Genomic DNA, 1,613 nt, shown 5'->3' on the forward strand with positions numbered 1-1,613 from the left:
ACTGATCGTTTCAAAATGAGATGCGCAGGCTGCGGTGGCACATCGGGCTGCCAGCAAGGTCGAGCAGATATGGACTAGCGTGTCGGCCATGTGGACGGACGACTGGTTGGCCGACACCCGAACCTCCTACGACACGGCCGCGGTTGGCTACGCCGACTACGTGCGCGATGCCATCGACCGGCTTCAGTACCTGCGTGCGGCTCTGGCGTTGTTCGCCGAAAGTGTGCGTGCCGCGGGCGGCGGACCGGTGGCAGACATCGGCTGCGGCCCCGGTCACGTCACTGGCCACCTTCACACTCTCGGCGTCGACGCCTTCGGCATCGACCTTTCTCCCGGAATGGTCGCGGTTGCCCGGCGCGACCATCCCGGCCTGCGGTTCGAGGTGGGCTCGATGACGGACCTGGACCTCCCTGACGCCTCGGTCGCCGGATTGCTGGCCTGGCAGTCGTTGATCCACATCCCCGATGATGAGGTGCCGTCTGTGATCGGGCACTTCCATCGGGCACTGCGGCCGGGCGGACCGCTGCAGCTCCTGTTCCACGTCGGCGACGAATCACGACTGAAGACCGAGGGCTACGGCGGCCACCCGATGAAGGTCCATGTCCACCGTCGTCAGCCGAGCCAGGTGGCCGCGTGGCTGCGCGACGCTGGATTTGAGGTCGAGGCCCAGATGCTGCTTGCCCCCGAAGAGAAAGCATCGCAAGCGATTCTTTTCGCACGGCGTAGCTGATCGTTGAACAGCACGTTGCGCTGCGGGTCTTGTGTCAGGCGACCTTGGTCGACAGGCTGTCCGCGTGCGTGCTGATCTTGTTCCTGACGACCTGTGGGAGCGGGTGGCTCCGATGTTGCCGCCCGCTCCCGAGCGGCGGCACCGCTACCCGGGCAGACTGCGTGTTCCCGATCGGGCGGCCCTCGCCGGTGTCATGTACGTGTTGCGGACGGGCGTCGCCTGGCGCGACGTCCCCGCGGAGACCGTTGGCTGTTCCGGGGTGACGGCCTGGCGCCGGCTGCGGGACTGGACGGAGGCCGGCGTGTGGCCCCGTCTGCACGCCACCTTGTTGACCGAGCTGCGTCGCGCCGACCTGCTGGACTTGGACGACTGCGCTGTAGACGGTTCGCATGTCCGGGCGCTCAAAGGGGGGATCACGTCGGGCCGTCGCCTGTTGACCGCGCCCGTCCCGGTTCCAAACATCACCTGATCGTCGACCGTCACGGCACACCGCTTGCCGTCAGGCTGACCGGCGGGAACCGGCACGACGCCACCCAGCTCCTGCCGCTGCTGGAGGCAGTCCCATCGATTCGTGGCCTCCGGGGACGACCTCGCCGTAGACCCCACCGCCTGTATGCCGACCGGGGCTACGATTTCGACAAGTACCGCCGCCTGCTATGGAAGCGTGGCATCAAGCCGATGATCGCCCGCCGCGGCGTCGCCCACGGTTCCGGGCTGGGTAAAGTGCGCTGGGTGGTCGAACGCGCCTTCGCCTGGCTGCACCAGTTCAAACGACTTCGCATCCGCTATGAACGACGGGCCGATCTCCACCTGGGTCTGCTCGAACTGGCCTGCAGCATCATCTGCCTCCGTCGCCTGCGAACCTCATTCTGAAACGATCAGT

General features: G+C 66.6%; 2 protein-coding genes. Both read left to right on the forward strand.

Going from position 1 to position 1,613, the window contains the following annotated elements:
• Positions 1-88: 88 nt before the first annotated feature.
• Positions 89-730 (forward strand): class I SAM-dependent methyltransferase, encoded by a 642-nt coding sequence (locus GTY47_RS15550; protein ID WP_010031903.1) that lies wholly within the window; start codon positions 89-91, stop codon positions 728-730.
• 64 nt (positions 731-794) lie between these two features.
• A protein-coding gene (locus tag GTY47_RS15555) for an IS5 family transposase (RefSeq protein ID WP_086012443.1) occupies positions 795-1,603 on the forward strand; the annotation gives its coding sequence in 2 pieces (ribosomal slippage) (positions 795-1,134 and positions 1,134-1,603; 810 coding nt in all).
• Positions 1,604-1,613: the final 10 nt, after the last annotated feature.

The organism is Streptomyces sp. SID5464 (genome assembly GCF_009862985.1).
GTDB lineage: Bacteria > Actinomycetota > Actinomycetes > Streptomycetales > Streptomycetaceae > Streptomyces > Streptomyces chartreusis_D.